The 16,782-nt window shown below is 72.2% G+C and carries 19 protein-coding genes; 5 read left to right on the forward strand and 14 right to left on the reverse strand.

All coding sequences use genetic code 11. The features are described 5' to 3' along the window. Positions 1 to 14: 14 nt before the first annotated feature. The 9 genes from gloA to PKC53_RS11485 all read right to left on the reverse strand — a co-directional run bounded on the left by gloA (position 15) and on the right by PKC53_RS11485 (position 6,704). Entirely contained in the window at positions 15 to 413 is a 399-nt protein-coding gene (gloA, locus tag PKC53_RS11445) for a lactoylglutathione lyase (RefSeq protein WP_324428633.1), read from the reverse strand. Between the two features lie 30 nt (positions 414 to 443). After that, positions 444 to 1,010: a TMEM165/GDT1 family protein gene (locus PKC53_RS11450; RefSeq protein WP_324428699.1), complete on the reverse strand. Its 567-nt coding sequence runs from the start codon at positions 1,008 to 1,010 to the stop codon at positions 444 to 446. Positions 1,011 to 1,021: 11 nt separating this feature from the next. Continuing rightward, the gene (locus PKC53_RS11455; protein WP_324428635.1) at positions 1,022 to 1,819 is read right to left on the reverse strand and encodes an SDR family NAD(P)-dependent oxidoreductase; all 798 of its coding nucleotides are present in this window, start codon (positions 1,817 to 1,819) and stop codon (positions 1,022 to 1,024) included. Then, a complete protein-coding gene (locus PKC53_RS11460; RefSeq protein ID WP_324428637.1) occupies positions 1,816 to 2,784 on the reverse strand; it encodes an MBL fold metallo-hydrolase in 969 nt (322 codons plus the stop codon). The genes PKC53_RS11455 and PKC53_RS11460 overlap by 4 nt, the downstream gene beginning before the upstream one ends. Before the next feature lie 55 nt (positions 2,785 to 2,839). Then, positions 2,840 to 4,066: a hypothetical protein gene (locus PKC53_RS11465; protein WP_324428639.1), complete on the reverse strand. Its 1,227-nt coding sequence runs from the start codon at positions 4,064 to 4,066 to the stop codon at positions 2,840 to 2,842. A gap of 88 nt (positions 4,067 to 4,154) precedes the next feature. Then, positions 4,155 to 4,583: a biopolymer transporter ExbD gene (locus tag PKC53_RS11470; RefSeq protein WP_324428641.1), complete on the reverse strand. Its 429-nt coding sequence runs from the start codon at positions 4,581 to 4,583 to the stop codon at positions 4,155 to 4,157. Positions 4,584 to 4,608: 25 nt separating this feature from the next. Continuing rightward, the gene (locus PKC53_RS11475) at positions 4,609 to 5,046 is read right to left on the reverse strand and encodes a biopolymer transporter ExbD (RefSeq protein ID WP_324428643.1); all 438 of its coding nucleotides are present in this window, start codon (positions 5,044 to 5,046) and stop codon (positions 4,609 to 4,611) included. 47 nt (positions 5,047 to 5,093) lie between these two features. Further along, positions 5,094 to 5,930, reverse strand: coding sequence for a MotA/TolQ/ExbB proton channel family protein (locus tag PKC53_RS11480; protein ID WP_324428645.1), 837 nt, complete (start codon positions 5,928 to 5,930; stop codon positions 5,094 to 5,096). 81 nt (positions 5,931 to 6,011) lie between these two features. Beyond that, a complete protein-coding gene (locus tag PKC53_RS11485) occupies positions 6,012 to 6,704 on the reverse strand; it encodes an energy transducer TonB (RefSeq protein ID WP_324428647.1) in 693 nt (230 codons plus the stop codon). Between the two features lie 265 nt (positions 6,705 to 6,969). Between PKC53_RS11485 and PKC53_RS11490 the strand changes: the two genes are divergently transcribed. Next, entirely contained in the window at positions 6,970 to 7,629 is a 660-nt protein-coding gene (locus PKC53_RS11490; protein WP_324428649.1) for an SOS response-associated peptidase, read from the forward strand. Between the two features lie 16 nt (positions 7,630 to 7,645). Here the strand turns inward: PKC53_RS11490 and rsgA are convergent, their stop codons facing one another. The 3 genes from rsgA to PKC53_RS11505 are packed head-to-tail and all read right to left on the reverse strand — an operon-like array spanning position 7,646 to position 10,190. Then, positions 7,646 to 8,551, reverse strand: coding sequence for a ribosome small subunit-dependent GTPase A (gene rsgA / locus PKC53_RS11495; RefSeq protein ID WP_324428650.1), 906 nt, complete (start codon positions 8,549 to 8,551; stop codon positions 7,646 to 7,648). A gap of 12 nt (positions 8,552 to 8,563) precedes the next feature. Beyond that, positions 8,564 to 8,890, reverse strand: a complete 327-nt coding sequence (locus tag PKC53_RS11500) for a 4a-hydroxytetrahydrobiopterin dehydratase (protein ID WP_324428651.1) — start codon at positions 8,888 to 8,890, stop codon at positions 8,564 to 8,566. 22 nt (positions 8,891 to 8,912) lie between these two features. After that, positions 8,913 to 10,190, reverse strand: coding sequence for a M48 family metallopeptidase (locus PKC53_RS11505; RefSeq protein ID WP_324428653.1), 1,278 nt, complete (start codon positions 10,188 to 10,190; stop codon positions 8,913 to 8,915). A 71-nt stretch (positions 10,191 to 10,261) separates the two neighbouring features. Between PKC53_RS11505 and orn the strand changes: the two genes are divergently transcribed. Together orn and PKC53_RS11515 are read left to right on the forward strand one after the other, a co-directional pair. Continuing rightward, positions 10,262 to 10,837, forward strand: coding sequence for an oligoribonuclease (orn, locus tag PKC53_RS11510; RefSeq protein WP_324428655.1), 576 nt, complete (start codon positions 10,262 to 10,264; stop codon positions 10,835 to 10,837). 311 nt (positions 10,838 to 11,148) lie between these two features. Then, on the forward strand, positions 11,149 to 12,642 hold the full coding sequence (locus PKC53_RS11515) for a DEAD/DEAH box helicase (protein ID WP_324428657.1): 1,494 nt from the start codon (positions 11,149 to 11,151) through the stop codon (positions 12,640 to 12,642). 57 nt (positions 12,643 to 12,699) lie between these two features. Here PKC53_RS11515 and PKC53_RS11520 read toward each other — a convergent pair whose 3' ends face one another. Both PKC53_RS11520 and PKC53_RS11525 read right to left on the reverse strand, forming a co-directional pair. Continuing rightward, a complete protein-coding gene (locus PKC53_RS11520; protein WP_324428659.1) occupies positions 12,700 to 13,047 on the reverse strand; it encodes an FKBP-type peptidyl-prolyl cis-trans isomerase in 348 nt (115 codons plus the stop codon). 31 nt (positions 13,048 to 13,078) lie between these two features. After that, entirely contained in the window at positions 13,079 to 14,068 is a 990-nt protein-coding gene (locus PKC53_RS11525; protein WP_324428661.1) for a DUF533 domain-containing protein, read from the reverse strand. Between the two features lie 439 nt (positions 14,069 to 14,507). Between PKC53_RS11525 and PKC53_RS11530 the strand changes: the two genes are divergently transcribed. Together PKC53_RS11530 and PKC53_RS11535 are read left to right on the forward strand one after the other, a co-directional pair. Beyond that, positions 14,508 to 16,310, forward strand: coding sequence for a hypothetical protein (locus tag PKC53_RS11530; protein WP_324428663.1), 1,803 nt, complete (start codon positions 14,508 to 14,510; stop codon positions 16,308 to 16,310). 70 nt (positions 16,311 to 16,380) lie between these two features. After that, a complete protein-coding gene (locus tag PKC53_RS11535) occupies positions 16,381 to 16,782 on the forward strand; it encodes a hypothetical protein (RefSeq protein WP_324428665.1) in 402 nt (133 codons plus the stop codon).

Raw genomic sequence — 16,782 nt, forward strand, 5'->3', positions numbered from 1 at the left:
CGGCGGTGCGCGCGTCAGCCGTCGCGCTGGATCAGCTCGATCTTGTAGCCGTCGGGGTCGGTGATGAAGGCGATCACCGTGCTGCCGCCCTTGACCGGGCCGGGTTCGCGCGTGATCGCGCCGCCGTGGCGCGAGGCCTTGTCGCGCAGCGCCGTGCAGGTGGCGGCGACGTCGGCGACGCCGATCGCGATGTGGCCGTAGGCGGTGCCGAGTTCGTAGCGGTCGACGCCGTGGTTGTAGGTCAGCTCGATCTCGGCCTGCTCGGGGTTGGCGGCGTAGCCGACGAAGGCCAGGTCGTAGTGCTGGTCGGGGCGGCGCGTGGTGCGCAGCAGCTGCATGCCGAGCACCTCGGTGTAGAACTCGATCGAACGCTGCAGGTCGCCGACGCGCAGCATGGTGTGGAGCAGTCTCATGGCGTGGGGCAGTGGCGCGGGGCCGCCACGCTACCACGACGCGCCGGCCAGCACCGCGACGCCGAGCAGCGCGAACACCGCGGCGGCGATGCGGTGCACCCAGTGCACCGGCACCCGCTTGACCACCTTGTCGCCCAGCAGCACCGCCGGCACGTTGGCGATCATCATGCCCAGCGTCGTACCGGCAGTGACGGTGACGAGGTCGTCGAAGCGCGCGGCGAGCATCACGGTGGCGATCTGCGTCTTGTCGCCCATCTCGGCGAGGAAGAACGCGACGACCGTCAGCCCGAACACGCCGAGCCGCCCGCTGCCGCGCCCCTCGACCTCGTCGGCCTCGTCGGGGATCAGCATCCACACGGCGACCGCGACGAACGACAGTGCGAGCACCCAGCGCATCCACTGGGGGTCGACGACGCGCGTGATCCAGGTGCCCAGCGCCGCCGCGGCCGCGTGGTTGAGCAGCGTGGCCACCAGGATGCCGGCGATGATCGGCACGGGCCGGCGAAAACGCGCCGCCAGCAGCAACGCGAGCAGCTGCGTCTTGTCGCCGATCTCGCCGAGCGCGACGACACCGGTCGAGACCGCGAACGCCTCGATCATCGCGGCGTTCAGACCGGCATCGTGTAGTTCAGCGTCATGCGCCCGCCGTCGACGAGCACGGTCTCTCCGGTGACGTAGCTCGCCGCGTCGCTGAGCAGGAAGGCGACCACGTCGGCGACCTCGCGCGGCTCGCCCAGGCGCTTCATCGGCGTGCGGCCCATGATGCCCGCCTTCGCCTCGTCGCTGGTGAGCACCGCGCTCTTCGCCAGCTCGGTGGCGATGGTGCCCGGCGCGACGCCGTTGACGCGGATGCCGTGGTCGACCAGGGCCAGCGCCATCACGCGCGTGAGCTGGTCGATGCCGCCCTTGCTCGCGTTGTAGCTGGCGATCGAGGCGATCGTCAGGCGCGCGTTGACCGAACTCATGTTGACGATCGCCCCGCCGCCGCCTTGCGCCACCATCTGTCGCGCCACGGCCTGTCCGACCAGGAACGAGCCCTTCAGGTTGACCGCGATCACCGCGTCCCAGTCGGCCTCGTCGATGTCGAGGAAGCCGGCGGCCCTGAAGATGCCGGCGTTGTTGACCAGCGCGTCGACGCGGCCGAACGCGGCCAGCGTCGCCGCCAGCGCGGCGTCGACCTCGGCCTTGCGCGAGACGTCACAGTGCAGGTACGCGACGCGCGCGCCCTGCGCCGTCAGCGACTGCGCGAGCGCGGTGCCCGCGGCGTCGGCGACGTCCCACAGCGCGACCGCGGCGCCCTCGTCGACCAGCCGGCGCACGCAGGCCTCGCCGATGCCCTGCGCGGCGCCGGTGACCACGGCCACGCGGCCGGCGAGCCCGAAGCGGATGCGTTGGTCGGCGCTCACGCGGCGTCCTGGCGGCGCTCGCGGTCGAGCCACACGCCGATGCCCTGCGCGTTGAGTTCGACGTCGAGCGCTAGCAGTTCGGCGATGCGTGCCTCGTCCATCGTGCAGCCGTGCGCGCGCAGGCTGTCGCGGTACAGCGCGGCGAGGTCGCTCGTCAGGCGCGCGTGGCGGTCGGCGGCGTCGCGGTGGCGACGCCCGACGGCGACCGTCTCGCGCAGCAGCGCCAGGCCCTGCGCGGCGCGCGCCGGCACCTCGTCGAGCCGCCCGTAGTGCGTCAGGTACACGCAGGCGGGGTCGGCGTCGAGCAGGCGCTGCACCGAGCGTTCGAGCAGGTCGGGCTCGAACTGCACCGGGGTCGACGTGGGCAGCACCCAGGGGCGGGCCTCGACGTCGAACTCGCGGTAGCTCAGCCCGAAGGTGTCGCCGGTGAACCAGCCGCGGGTGGCCTCGTCCCAGACGCAGTGGTGGTGGCGCGCGTGGCCGGGCGTGTCGGCGAAGCGCAGCGGCCGCCCGGCGAGCTCGACGGCGAAGCCGTCGTCGCTGCTGCGCACGCGCTCGGCCGGCACCGGCACCAGCCGGCCGTACGAGCGGTCCATCTCGGCCTGCCCGTAGACCGCCAGCGCGCCGGCGTACAGCGCCGACGGGTCGATCATGTGGCGCGCGCCGCGCGGGTGCACGACCATCGTCGCGCGCGGCAGCTCGCGCATCAGCGCGCCGGCGCCGCCGGCGTGGTCGAGGTGCACGTGGGTCGGGATCACCCAGTCGACCGCGTCGCGCGTCAGCCCCAGCGCGTCGAGCGCGCCGAGCAGGCGCGGCAGCGCGGCGTTGGTGCCGGTGTCGACGAACGCGGCGCGGCCGCGCTCGACGATCAGGTAGGCGGCGTCGAAGCGATCGCGGTGGAAGCCGGTGTCGACCGCGTGGACGCCGTGGCCCAGAGGCTCGAGGTAGGGGGGCAGCGCGCTCATGTGGCGGTCATTCTAGGCAGCGCCGCCTCGCGCGCGCCGCGTGCGCGGCGACGCCTCAGCCCTGCTGCGACGCCTGGATCGCGAACAGCCGCGCGATGTCGGCGGTGCCGTCCTTGCCCTGCACGGCGCGCAGCACCTGCTGCGCCTTCGTGCGCTGCTTGGCCGACAGCAGCATCGCCTGCCCCAGGCGCAGCCTGGCGTCGTCGGGGCGCTTGAGCCCGCCCTTGGCGATGCCCTGTTCGATCAGCTGCACGCCCTTGTCGACCTGGCCCAGCGTGGCGTAGACCGTGCCCAGTTGCACCAGCGCGTTGCCGTCCTTCGCCGCTGCGGCGTCGGCGGCCGCCTTGTCGAGTCCGGCGGCCTGCTCGGCCTCCTGCTTGAGCGCCAGGTCGAGCAGGCGCTGGTGGCGCGCCGCCTCGGGGCCGGTGCCCAGCACGCCGGCAGCCTTGCCGCGCTCGACGATGGTGCGACCCTCGGTGGGCAGGCCGGCCTGCAGCGCGAGCTGCGCCATCTCCATGTACTCGTCGGCGCTCGTCAGGTTGCCGGTGGCCAGCTTCAGGCGCATCACGTCCAGGCCCAGGCGGTCGGCGAAGCCGGGCTTGCGCATCACGCGCGCCAGGCACGCGTTCCAGTACTCCTTCTTCGGGTAGTGCGTCAGCAGCTTCTCGAACGTGCCGAGGTAGCCGGCGGTGTTGTTGCCGCGCTGCTGCGCGTCGGCCAGGCGCAGCAGGTCTTCCTCGGCGGGGCGGCGCCCGGCCTGCTCGGCCGCGGCGATCGCGGCCTGCGCGTCGCGCGCGATCGCCGCGTAGTCGCCGGTCTGCGACTGCACGTAGGCGATCAGCTGCCTGAGCTGGGCGCTGTTGCTGCCGAGCTGCTGCGCGCGGTTGGCCCACTCGGTGGTCTTGGCCCAGTTGCGCTGCTGCGAGTACGAATACGCCAGCGACTCGGCCACCTGCGCCGCCTCGGCGCCCTGCACCCTGCCGCCGGCCATCACCGCCTCGAAGGCGCGGATCGCGGTGGCGTGGTCGCCGGCGCGCTGCGCCGCGGCGCCGCGCATGCGTTCGATCATCAGCTGCTCTTGCGGGGTCTTGTTCGCTGCCTTGTCGGCGTCGGCCACCTTGGCCAAAGCATCGCGCGCCTTGCCGGCGCGCAGCAACTCGCCGGCCTGCTGCAGCGGGCGGCCGACCTCGGGGCGCAGCGCCTGCTGCGCGAGCGCGCCGCCGTGCACCGCGAGCGCGAGCAGCGCGCCGGCCAGGAGGTGGGGCAGTGGGCGCAGGGTCATGGCCGGTGGTCCTCCGGGGGTGGTTTCGCGAAATGGCACGCCGGCTTCGACCCCGGCGCGCGCCACGGGTTCGGTGCGTGGCGCCGGTTCAGTCGAGGAACTGCTCGTTGCCGACCAGCCCGATCTTGGTCACGCCCAGGCGCTGCGCGCTGGCCATCACCGCGGCGACGTGTTTGTAGGTCACCAGCTTGTTCGGCCGCACGTGCACCTCCTGCTGGTCGGCTTCGGCGGCGACCTGCGACAGCCGCGCCTCGAGCTCGTCGCGGTCGGCGACGAGCTCGCCGTTCCAGCCGATCGTGCCGTCGAAGTCGATGTCGATGCGCACCGGCAGCCGCGGCTCCTGCGGCGGCTGCTGCTGGTTCGGGATCGGCATGTTCATCTTCACCGCGTGCGTCTGGATCGGGATCGTGATGATGAACATGATCAGCAGCACCAGCATCACGTCGATCAGCGGCGTGGTGTTGATGTCGACCATCGGTTCGTCGTCGCCGCCGCCCGAGCCTACTTGCATGGCCATCGTCGTGCTCCTGTCGCGCGCCCGGTCAGCGCGTCACCGCGCCGGCGGGCGGCTCGGTGATGAATCCCACCTTGTAGATGCCCGCGCGCTGGCATGCCACCACCACGCGCCCGACGGTCTCGTAGCGGGCCTCGGAGTCGCCGCGGATGTGCACCTCGGGCTGCGGTTCCTTCACCGACTCGACCTTCAGCCGGTTGACCAGCGTCTCGACGTCGGGGATGTACTCCATGCCCCAGAAGATCTCGCCGTCCTTGTTCACCGCGATGACGATGTTCTCCGGCTTGGTCTGCGTCGGCACGTTGCGTTCCTTCGGCAGCTCGAGCGGGATCGACGCGGTGACCACCGGGATCGTGATCAGGAAGATGATCAGCAGCACTAGCATCACGTCGACCAGCGGCGTGGTGTTGATGGTGGTGTTCAGCGGATCCTCGTCGCCGTCGGCGGCACCGACCTGCATCGCCATGGTGTGGATCTCCGTTCAGCGCGGATGGATGGGTGCGCGCGCGCCGCTCAGGTCCTGCCGGCGAGCAGCACGTTGTGCAGGTCGCCGCTGAAGGAGCGCACCTTCTCCATCGACACCTTGTTGCGACGCACCAGCCAGTTGTAGCCCATCACCGCCGGCACCGCGACCGCCAGGCCGATCGCGGTCATGATCAGCGCCTCGCCCACCGGCCCGGCGACCTTGTCGATCGACGCCTGGCCCGACACGCCGATGGCCACCAGCGCGTGGTAGATGCCCCAGACCGTGCCGAACAGGCCGACGAACGGGGCCGTCGAGCCGACGGTGGCCAGGAAGGCCAGGCCGTCCTGCATGCGCATGTTCACGTTGTCGACCGCGCGCTGGATGCTCATACTGATCCAGGTGTGCAGGTCGATGTTCTCGACCAGCGTGCCCTCGTGGTGCTCGCTGGCCTTGAGACCCTGTTCTGCGATGAAGCGGAACGCGCTGCCCTCGTCGAGCGCCTTCGCGCCCTCCTTGACCGACCCGGCGCCCCAGAAGGTCTTTGCCGCCGCCTCGGCGCTCTTGAGCAGCTTGCGCTGTTCGAACACCTTCACGAAGATGATGTACCAGCTGCCCATCGACATGATCAGCAGGATGATCAGCGTGGCCTTGGCGACCATGTCGCCCTGCTCCCACAGTGCCTGCAGCCCGTAGGGGTTGTCGACGACCTCGGTGACGGTCTCCGGCAGCAGCGGCGGCGGCGGCGTCTCGGCCGCGGGCGCGGCCGCCGCGGCCGGCTCGGAGGCGGCCGGGGCCTGCGCCAGCGCCGGCAGCGCCGCGCCGAACGCGAACAGGGCGAGCAACGCCGCCGTCAGCGGGGCGCGCAGGGTTCTCATCAGGGACATGGTTCCTCCAGGGGACAAGGGGCGCGTCTTGCAGGCCGGCGCCACGCGGTGCTGCAGCGCGCGCCGGCACTTCGGGTGATCTCAGTCGACCAGCTTCCAGACGTACTCGACGGTGGCGAAGGCGCCGACGGCGTTGCCGCTCTCGTCGGTGCCCGGCTGGAACCTGCAGCCGCTCAGCGCGTCGACCGCGGTGCGGTCGAGCAGGCGGTGTTCGCGCGACGAGCCCGAGGCGCGCTCGACCTCGGCCTTCGAGACGCGGCCGCCGGCATCGACGCTGAAGCGGATGCGGCTGACGCCCTCGGCCTGCGCCCGGCGGGCGGCCACCGGGTACTCCGGCTTGGCGCAGCTGCTGAAGTCGATGCGCGCCGGCGCGGCGGCACGACGCACGGGCGGGGCCGGCGGTGCCGGCGGCGCCACCGGTGCGGCGACGACCGGCGGCGGCGCGATGGTCACCGGCGCCGGCGGCGGGGCGACGGTGGTGGTGGTGATCGTCGGTGCCGGCGTCGGCGGCGGCGCCACGACGACCTCGGGCGGCGGCACGAACGACGGCGGCGGCGGCGCGAACTTCGGCGGCGGCGGCAGGTTCTCGGGCGGCGGCGGGGGCGGCTTGACCTCCTCGACGATCTTCGTCTCGATCGGCGCGATCACCACCTCGACGACCTTGCGCGCCAGCCCGCTGACCAGCGCCCAGCCCAGCAGCACGTGCATCAGGACGACAACCCCGATGCCGATCATGTGCCGGCCGGGGTTGCGTTGCTGCTCGGCGAAGTTCACTTGCGGTTCCTCCGGGCGCCGCACCGGACGTGTCGTCGGTGCACGCTGCGAAACGTCTCGACTGGCCTCGTGGGCCATGCACAGCCTGGTCAGCTGCAAAGCCCGCGACTATAACCAACTCGGTCGGCGGCATTGCCGAGGGCTCACCCTAGTGCCGCGGCGTGCGTGGCCGCGGTAGCCGGCGCGGCGGGGCTGCGTCCTCGCGGGGCCGCTACATTGCGGGCTCGCGGCGCGCACCCCGCGCCGACTTGTTGCAGACGTATCGATGTGTGCCAACTACCAGCCCGTGACCGCGCAGGACCGGTTGCTGCGGCACTTCGGCGTGCAGCGCCCGCGCGACGACGTGCCGCCCGAGATCTATCCCGGTGGCCTGGCGCCGTTCGTCGTGCGTGCGGCCGACCGCGTCGCGCTCGAGCGCGACGCGCGCATCGGTCTGTTCGGCCTGCTGCCGACCTGGGCCAAGGACCTCGCGTTCGGGCGACGCACCTACAACGCGCGCAGCGAGACGGTGCACGACAAGCCGAGCTTCCGCGATGCGTGGCGACGCGCGCGGCGCTGCATCGTGCCGGTCGAGGCGGTGTACGAGCCGAACTGGGAGAGCGGGCGCGCGGTGCGCTGGCGCATCGCGCGCCGCGACGGGCTGCCGATGGGCGTCGCCGGGCTGTGGGGCTGGTGGCGCGGCCCCGACGGTCGCGAGTGGCTGAGCTTCACGATGCTCACCGTCAACGCCGACGGCCACGCGGTGTTCGGCCGCATGCACCGGCCGGGCGAGGAGAAGCGCATGGTCGCGATCCTCGACGAGGCCGAGTACGACCGCTGGCTCGAGGCCGATGCGGACGAGGCACGCGCGCTGCTGCGCGCCTACCCCGCCGATGGCCTGCACGCCGAGCCTGCACCGCGGCCGCCCGCGCCGACACGGCGCTGAGCCGCGCCGGCGGGCTTCACCAGCGCGGCCGCGTCAACCCGTCGAGGATCTCGAGGTAGATGCGGTAGCGCGACGGCGCGATCTCGCCGCGCTCGGCCGCCGCGCGCACGCCGCAGCCGGGTTCCTGGCGGTGCGTGCAGTTGTAGAAGCGGCACGCCGCCGCGTGCGCGCTCAGGTCGGGCATCAGCAGCGGCAGTTGCTGCGCGTCGACGTGGTGCAGACCGAACTCCTGGAACCCGGGCGAGTCGATCAGCGCGCCGCGGCGCTGCGCGTCGAGCCAGTACCACGTGGTCGCGGTCGTCGTGTGGCGGCCGCTGCCCAGCGCGGTCGAGATCTCGCCGACCTGCGCCTTCGCGTGCCGCACCAGCAGGTTGATCAGCGTGCTCTTGCCGCTGCCGCTGGGGCCGAGCACCAGCGTCGCGCCTTCGGCCAGCAGCGGCGCCAGGCGCTCGCGCGCCTCGTCGGGGTGCGCCTTCAGCGCCGCCTCGTGCACCGCGACGCCGATGCCCCGGTACGGCTGCAGCCGTTCGCGCGCGGCGTCGGCGCTGGGCAGGTCGGTCTTGTTGAGCAGCACGATCGCCGGGATGCCGGCGCTGTCGGCGGCGATCAGCGCGCGCGCCAGCTGCGACTCGCTGAACATCGGTTCGCCGGCGACGAGGACCAGGATGCGGTCGATGTTGGCGGCGAACGACTTGCTGCGCCACTCGTCCTGCCGAAACAGCAGGTTGCGCCGCGGCTCGATGTGCTCGACGACACCCTCGTCGCCGCTGGCGCGCCAGCGCACGAGGTCGCCGACCACGCATTCGCTCTTCTTGCCGCGCGGGTGGCCGATCAGCCGACGGCCCTCGGGGGTCTCGAGCACGACGTGGCGGCCGTGGCCGGCGACGACGCGCGCGATGTCGAGTTCGACGGTGGCGACCAAGCGGCGTGGGCGTCAGTCGCTGATCAGCGCATCGGCGCGCGCCGCGCAGATGAAGTCGTTGACCGAGATCCCGCCCACCGCGTGCGTGCGGTAGCGCACCGTGCACCGGTTGTAGCCGACGTCCAGGTCGGGGTGGTGGTCCTCGCGGTGCGCGATCCAGGCCAGCGCGTTGACGAAGGCCATCGTGCGGTGGTAGTCGTCGAAGCGGAACGTCTTCTGGATCGCGCCGTCGACCAGCGCCCAGCCCGGCACGCGCGCCAGGTGCGCGCTGATCTGCACCTCGTTCATCGGCGCCTGGCCCTCCATCGGCTGGCAGTGCATCGTCTTCAGCACGTTCATGTGGTCTCCTGCGGCGACGTGCTCAGCGCGCCTGCGCGGCGAGCGCGGCCAGGCGCTCCGACGCCGGCGGGTGCGAGTAGTAGAAACGCACGTACACCGGGTCGGGCGTCAGCGTCGATGCGTTGTCCTGGTGCAGCTTGAGCAGCGCGTTGGCGAGGTCGCGCCCGTCGGCCTGCGCGCACGCGTAGGCGTCGGCCTCGAACTCGTGGCGGCGCGACAGCGTGGCCACCAACGGCGCGAGCAGGAAAGTCGCCGGCGGCAGCGCCAGCGCGAACAGCAGCAGCGCGAGTGCGTCGTTCGGTGCGCCCAGGTTGGGCTCGACGCCGAGGCCGACGTAGAACCACGGCTGCGCCGCGAGCCAGCCGAGCAGTGCCAGCGCGGCCAGGCTGACGGCGAACACCAGCACCATGCGCTGCAGCACGTGGCGGCGCTTGTAGTGGCCCAGCTCGTGCGCCAGCACCGCCTCGACCTCGCCGGGCGTCAGCTTGGCCAGCAGCGTGTCGAAGAACACCACGCGCTTGGCCGCGCCGAGCCCGGTGAAGTAGGCGTTGCCGTGCGCCGAGCGGCGGCTGCCGTCCATCACGAACAGGCCCTTGGCGGCGAAGCCGCAGCGCGTCATCAGCGCCTGTACGCGCGCCTTCAGCGTCTCGTCGGCGAGCGGCTCGAAGCGGTTGAACAGCGGCGCGATCAGCGTCGGGTACAGCACCAGGACCAGCAGCTGGAACCCGACCCACACCACCCAGGCCCACAGCCACCACAGGCCGCCCGAGGCGCCCATGATCCACAGCACCAGTGCCGCCAGCGGCAGGCCGATCAGCGCCGACAGCAGCAGGCTCTTCGCGGCGTCGGCCAGGTACAGGCGCCAGGTCATGCGGTTGAAGCCGAAGCGCTGCTCGAGCACGAAGGTGTGGTACAGGTCGAACGGCAGGTCGAGCAGCGAAGCGATCAGAGTGAACGCGGCCAGCAGCGCGAGCTGGTAGCCGAGGTCGCCCCAGGCCGGCTGCAGCGCGTCGCGCACCGCGACGTTGAGCGCGTCGAGCCCGCCGAGCAGCGTCCAGCCCAGCAGCACCGCGGTGCCGAACGCGGTGCCGAGCACGCCCAGCCGCGCGCGCGCCAGCGTGTAGTCGGCCGCCTTGCGGTGCGCCGCGAGCGGGACGACGTCGGCGAACGCCGCGGGCACGGTGTCGCGGTGCTGCGCGACATGGCGCACCTGGCGCGACGCCAGCCACAGCTTGACGGCGAACGACAGCGCGACGACGGCGGCGAACAGCAGCGACAGCTGCGAGGCGGGATCGGACATGGCGCGAGTTTAGGGCTGCGACAATGCCCGCGCTGCCGCTGCGCCGCGGCCTCCCCGACGCAAGGACGACGATGACCGATGACCCGCAGGCCGGCCCCGCGCTGGCGATGAACGAGCACAACCTGGTGTGGATCGACCTCGAGATGACCGGGCTCGACACCGAGCGCGACCGCATCATCGAGGTGGCCGTCGTCGTCACCGACGCGCAGGTCACGCAGCGCGTCGAGGGGCCGGTGCTGGCGATCCACCAGAGCGACGCGGTGCTCGACGCGATGGACAACTGGAACAAGGGCACGCACGGCAAGAGCGGGCTGACCGACCGCGTCAAGGCGTCGACCGTCGACGAAGCGGCTGCCGAGGCGCAGGTGCTGGTCTGGCTCGCGCAGTACGTGCCGGCGGGCAAGAGCCCGATGTGCGGCAACTCGATCTGCCAGGACCGGCGCTTCCTCGCGCGTGCTATGCCCAGGCTCGAGGCCTTCTTCCACTACCGCAACCTCGACGTCAGCACGCTGAAGGAACTGGCGCGGCGCTGGCAGCCGGCGCTGATGGACGGGTTCAAGAAGGCGCAGTCGCACACCGCGCTGGCCGACATCCACGAGTCGATCGACGAACTGCTGTACTACCGGCAGCACTTCCTCAAGGGCTGAGCGCGCGGCGCGCCGGCACGAATCGCCGCCAGCGCCTACAATGCGGCCCGTGCCGTCGAGTCCGACGGCGTTCGTTCATCCCCACTGACCTGCGCCGGTGAACCTGCCGGCGTGCAGCGCCTGCTCCCCGTGAGCGGCACCGGTCGGCGGCGATGCCGTCGCTCGAGCCGGTGTGTTCCGGGTTGCCGCGTCCGTCCGCTCAGACGTGCGGCCGTCCTGCCTGCCTCGTTCTTCTCGCGACTCGACCCCGCGGTGCGCGCGCGCCGCCGGCGTGGCCGTGGCTGCGTCGTGACGACTCTGGAAGGCAGACCATGACGTTCGAATCCCTGGGCCTCGCGCCCGCCCTGGCCCGCGCCGTCGCCGACGCCGGCTACGAGCAACCCACCGACGTGCAGCAGCGCGCCATCCCGCCCGCGCTCGAGGGCCGTGACCTGCGCGTGTCGTCGAGCACCGGCAGCGGCAAGACGGCGAGCTTCGTGCTGCCGGCGCTGCAGCGCGTGCTCAGCGCGCGCGCCGACCCGGCGCAGCAGCCCGTCAGGGGCCGGGTCACCGGCCCGCGCGTGCTGGTGCTGGCGCCCACGCGCGAACTCGCGCAGCAGGTGGCCAAGGCCACGGCGACCTACGGCCGCCACGTGCCCGCGCTGCGCGTGGCCACGGTGCTCGGCGGCGTGCCGTACGCGGCGCAGCTCAAGGCGCTGCGCGGCCCGCTGGACGTGCTCATCGCCACGCCGGGGCGCCTGATCGACCATGTGCAAAGCGGCAAGTGCGTGCTCGACCACGTCGAGATCCTCGTGCTCGACGAGGCCGACCGCATGCTCGACATGGGCTTCATCGACGACATCCGCTTCATCGCCGAGTGCACGCCGAAGACGCGCCAGACGGTGATGTTCAGCGCCACCTTCGCCGGCCACGTCGGCCACCTGGCGGGCGAACTGCTGCGCAACCCGCTGGCCATCGAGGTGGCGTCGCACACCGACACGCACGCGAACATCGAGCAGCGCCTGCACTGGGCCGACCACGGCGTGCACAAGGACGCGCTGCTCGACCACCTGCTGGCCGATCGCGACGTCGAGCAGGCGCTGGTGTTCACCAGCACGCAGCGCGACGCCGACGAGCTCGCCGACCGGCTGGCCGACTTCGGCCACCGCGTCGCGTCGCTGCACGGCGGGATGCCGCAGGGGCGGCGCAACCGCGTGCTCGACGGCCTGCGCCGCGGGCAGCTGCGCGTGCTGGTGGCCACCGACGTGGCGGCGCGCGGCATCGACGTGCCGAGCATCAGCCACGTCATCAACTACGGCCTGCCGATGAAGGCCGAGGACTACGTGCACCGCATCGGCCGCACCGGCCGCGCCGGGCGCTCGGGGCTGGCGGTGACGCTGGCCGAGGCGCGTGACGTGGGCATGGTGCACCGCATCCAGCGTTTCACGACTCAGCCGATCCCGGTGGCGACGATCACCGGCCTCGAGCCGAAGCGCGCGATGCCGTCGCTGCGCCGGGCCCACCCCGGCCGGCGCGTCGCCCACGACGGCGCCGGTCGGCGCGACGCGGCGCGCCGTGGCCCGGGGCGCGGTGACATGCGCCTCGAGCCGGTCCGCCACGATGCGCCACGGCACGACGGATGGCACGACGCGCGACACGACGGCGCGCGGCGCCCCCACGGCGCGCCGGCGGCGCCGGGCAGGCCGGGGGGGCACGGCGCCCACGGGCGGCCCGGCGCGGGGGCGCACGCGGCGCGCGGGCCCGCCGGTCGAGGCGACCGCCGCGCGCCCGCCGGTCGCGGCGACCGCGCGCCGCGTCGCGGCTGACGACGGGCGGTCGGGGCCGCCGCGCCGACGGCGCGGCCCGCCGGCTTCGCGCCGGGCTCAGGCCGCGAGCAGCTCGACCTCGAACATCAGCGTCGCGTTCGGGGGGATCACGCCGCCGGCGCCGCGCGCGCCATAGCCGAGCTGCGGCGGGATGATCAGCACCCGCGTGCCGCCCACCCGCATGCCCTGCACGCCCTCGTCCCAACCGCCGATCACGTGGCCGGCGCCGAGCGGGAAGCTGAACGGCTCGCCGCGGTCCTTGCTGCTGTCGAACTTGCGGCCCTTCTGGCCGTCGGCATACAGCCAGCCGGTGTAGTGCACCGACACCTGCCGTCCGGCGGTGGCGGTGGCGCCGCCGCCGGCGACGGCGTCCTCGTACTGCAGGCCGGACGCGGTGGTGATCATCGAAGGTCCTCGGTCGGTGGAAAGCCGCGCATCATGCCAGCGGCTGGCGCACCAGGTTCATCACCTGCGTCGCGTCGAGCGTGCGCGCGCGCTGCTCGATCTGCGGCAGGTACTGCTGCTGCAACTGCTTGGCCGGGCCCAGCAGCTGCTGGAAGGTGTCCTTCAGCACCGCGGTGCTCATCTGGCGGCCGCCGCCGTAGTAGCGCCTGGCCAGCTGACCCAGCGCGTAGGTGGTGGCGAAGCTGAAAGCCATGCCGGTGGCCGCGCGCCCCAGTCCGCGGCCCAGCCCGCCGGCGACCTTGCCGAGCAAGCCTCCGACGAGCTTGCGCCCGAACTGCTCGAGGTACTGCGACGCCAGCCCGACGCCGGCGGTGGCGAGGAACTCCTTGACGTGCCCCTGGTCGAGCTGCACGCCGTGGCGCTGGCCGATCGTGTAGACCATGCGCACCTGCAGCGGGATGATCGCCATCGACGCCCAGCTCTGCGGCAGCAGCTCGAGCGCGCCGCAAAGGATCGCGCGGTGGAGGATCGCGCGGTCGAGCTCGGCGGCCTCGGCCTCGCCGAGCAGGGTCGTCGGCGGCGCGGCCGGCACCGGCGGCGCCTTGGCGGCGGCAGCGGGCCTCGCGACGGTCGCCGGATGGTCGATGACGTCGGCCAGCGCGTCGGCCTGGGCCTCGATCGCGGCGGCGCCGTCGCCCAGCGCGAGTGCGCGCTTGAGCGAGACCAGGAACGCCGCTTCGGCGGCGCTCTTCTCGCCGTCGGCGTCGCACACGCACACCGCCACCTCGTAGGCCAGCTGGCGCTGCTCGACGCTGGACAGGTCGGCCACGGCCTGCGCCAGCGACAGGCGCTTGAGCAGCACGTCCTGCACCAGCGTGCCGACGTGCAGCCCGGCGGCGCTCGCGCCGAGCGACTCGGCCAGGCGCCTGATCTCGTCGCGCTCGGTATCGGCCTTCGCGCCGTCGGCAAACGCGGCCATCAGCGCGATCGCGAGCAGCGCACGTTGTTCGGTCGGTGTCACGACGCAGTCCTTCCGGGGTGGGGCGATGAGGAATACCGATTGTGTCGCGGGCGCTATGGCCGTGCTGCCGACGGGTTCCGCTGGCCGGCACCGCGACACGTCAGGGGTGGTGTCACATCGTCGTGACGGCTGGGATCGCCGCTGTGCGACGAATGCCCGCGCCGACACGCGTAACCGATTGAAACACCGACGTTTGCGACCTCGTCACTGCGGATGGCAGCCCTCACGGGACGTCGGTGTCACGCGGTTGTGACGACTGGCGCGGGCATCCGGATCACGCCAAGCGGCGTTGCCGCGAGTGTCTTTGCCGTTGGGGAGAAAACCCATTTGAAAACAATAGGTTGTCCGCGTCGTTCTGGCTGGCGCCGATCTTGCTTCACAGGGTTCGGATCGGCTCGATCAACGCCTGTCCGCCTTCAATCATCAGGAGGAATCGACCATGAAGCACACGCAAGTTGCTTTGGGTATCGCCTTGGCGTTCGGCCTTCCCGCCGTCGCTCTGGCCAACCCCACGAACAACAACGACCTCAGACGTGGCGACGTCACCCAGACCGCGACGGCCACGTCGGACCAATCGGGGTCCAACGGCGCATCCGCCAACGAGTACTCGCAGGCTGCGCAGGGGTCGTTCAACCCGACCGACAACAGCAACCGCTCGAAGACGGACAACAGCGTCCGCAACTGGACCAAGTCGCAGACCGACAACTCCAACAACTCAGACAACAGCGTTCGCACGTTTAGCATCTCCGACTCCTTCAACACCAGCAAGGCCATTGCGGTGAGCAAGCTCTCCGGGCACGTGTCCGGGGTGAAGGTTTGGGGTCTGGGCAACCTGGGGGGTCATCAAAACGGTGACGCCAACGGGGCCGTCGGCGCCAACGGCGGCAAGGCGATGGCCAACGGCGAAGGTGGCCACGGTGGCAAGGGTGGCACCGGCGTCGGTGGCGACGGCGGCGCCGGCTACGGTGGCACCGGCAACGGCGGCCACGGCGGCAGCGGCGGTAACGGCGGCAACGGCGGCAACGGCGGTAGCGGCGGCGCCGGTGGCCACGGCGGTGAGGCCAGCGCCAGCAACGGCAGCGCCACTTCGGGATCCGCCGAGAACGGTAGCGCCAGCAATGGCAGCGCCAGCAACGGCAGCGCGAAGGCGGGCCACGCCGGTGACGGCGGCAACGCGGTGGGCGCGATGGGCGGCAAGGGGGGGAGCGCGAGCGCCGACGGCGCGAACTCGATGGCCAAGAACGACTCGTCCAGCGGCAGGGCGGGTGGCTACTCCGGCGCCGACGGCGGCGGCAGCATGGCCATGGACAAGGTCGAAGGCGGGGGCGCTCACGGCAAGGCCGGTGCCGACGGTGGCGCGGCGGCGTCGGGCCAGATGGCCAAGGCAGGCCCGTCGAACACCAGCAGCAGTGCATCAGGCGGTCAGGCCGGCTCGTCGAGCGACGCGAATGGCACGTCCAGGGGCCGCGACTCGGCCGGCGGCAACGCCACCGGTGGTTCGTCCGGCGCAACGGGTGGTGCAGCCTCGGGTACCAGCACCGGTGGCACGACAACGGCGAGCAACAGCGCCGGCAACACCGGTGGGGCGGCGAGCAGCACCGGCACCAACACCGGTGGTGCCGGCAGCGGCAGCGCCTCGGCGACCGGCGGTGCGGGCACCTCGGGTGCTGCGACGGCCAACAGCGGGGCGGCCACCGGCTCGTCGACCTCGACCGCGGGCAGCAACTCGGCCAACGGCGGCGCCGGCGGAACAGCGACCAACAACGCCGGCATGGGTGGATCGGGCGGCGCGGCGACCAACGGCAGCGCGACGAACGGCAGTGCCACCAACGGCGGCGCGACGACCACCGCGTCGAACGGCAGCGCGACGGGCGGCACGGCGCAGGGCGCGGCCGGCGGTGGCGGCGCAGTCGGTGCGACGGGTGGCCAGGGCGGAGCCGGTGGCGTCGGCGAGGGCGGCACGGGCGGCACCGGCAACGGCGGAACCGGTGGCACCGGCAATGGCGCGACCGGTGGCACAGGCGGCGCGGGCACGGCCACGGCGACTGCCGGCAACGGCGGCAGCGGCGGTGGTGGCGGCACGCTCACCGGCGGTTCGGCCGGCAGCTGGAGCATGGCCAACACGATCGGCGATGGCTTCTCCAATGCCGCGGGCATCACGGTGGTCAGCATGAACACCGGTGTCGCGAGCCTGGTGCAGCAAAGCGTCAACGTGCAAGCCAACCTGAGCGTCGGCAAGTGAGGCAGTAGCCGTGGTGTGCGTCGCCGGAGTGCTCCGGCGACGCACCACCCTGGCTGACACAGGAGCAGTCATGGCTATACGCGCGTTTGCGGCCACGCTCGGGTTGGTTCTCATGTCGGCGTTGTCCTGGAGCGATGGAGTTCGCGCTCAGTCGGACACGACCCCCGAAGCCGTGCCGGCGGCTACCTTGGAGGTGAAGCCGGCGCCGGATCGAGCCGGCCCGGGCAGCCTGATAAAGGGGCGTCGACTGAGCCCGCACGCGTTGTCGGTCAGCCGCGGCGGCACGTCCGTGAACGACATGAAGCTGCGCGGCGTGGTTGCCGACAACCAGGCGGTCAACGTCTCGACCGGCGGCAACCTGATCTCCGAAGGGGCGCTGAGCAATGCCGTCGGTGTCCCGATGGTGATCCAGAACACCGGGAACAACGTGCTCATCCAGAACGCAACGATCGTCAACGTGCACGTCCACTGA

It is taken from the genome of Azohydromonas sp. (genome assembly GCF_035325925.1).
Classification (GTDB): domain Bacteria; phylum Pseudomonadota; class Gammaproteobacteria; order Burkholderiales; family Burkholderiaceae_C; genus Calidifontimicrobium.